Origin of the sequence: Bacillus sp. SIMBA_074, assembly GCF_046534555.1 — a bacterium.
In the GTDB taxonomy this organism is placed as follows: domain Bacteria; phylum Bacillota; class Bacilli; order Bacillales; family Bacillaceae_G; genus Bacillus_A; species Bacillus_A mycoides.
This window is the reverse complement of record NZ_JAWRYM010000852.1, coordinates 1-255: the sequence shown is the minus strand read 5'-3', so window position 1 is coordinate 255 and position 255 is coordinate 1. Positions and strand designations below refer to the sequence as shown.

Sequence of the window (255 nt, the reverse complement as noted above, 5' to 3'; positions counted from 1 at the left end):
CCAGCCTTGAATTACATATTTCCATTTCAAAATTCGTTGCTGAAAATAAACAGACATTGCATTATAATCTAGTCATCCATGCTCTTAAAATGGCTGCAGTCATCGTGTTGGTCATGTGCGTAGTCATGCCTTTCATACTTTCATTCTCATCCATAATGGACAGATATCATCCTTATATTAAATGGCTGCTCATCACTTTAATCCCAATAGTTGCATTCTCGTCGATTGCAAGAGGGTATTTCATGGGTGTCCAGC

The 255-nt window shown here is 38.4% G+C and carries 1 pseudogene; it reads left to right on the top strand.

Annotated elements, in window-relative coordinates:
- Nucleotides 1–158: 158 nt before the first annotated feature.
- Nucleotides 159–255, top strand: a pseudogene (locus SB773_RS33160) (hypothetical protein); the annotation flags it as partial.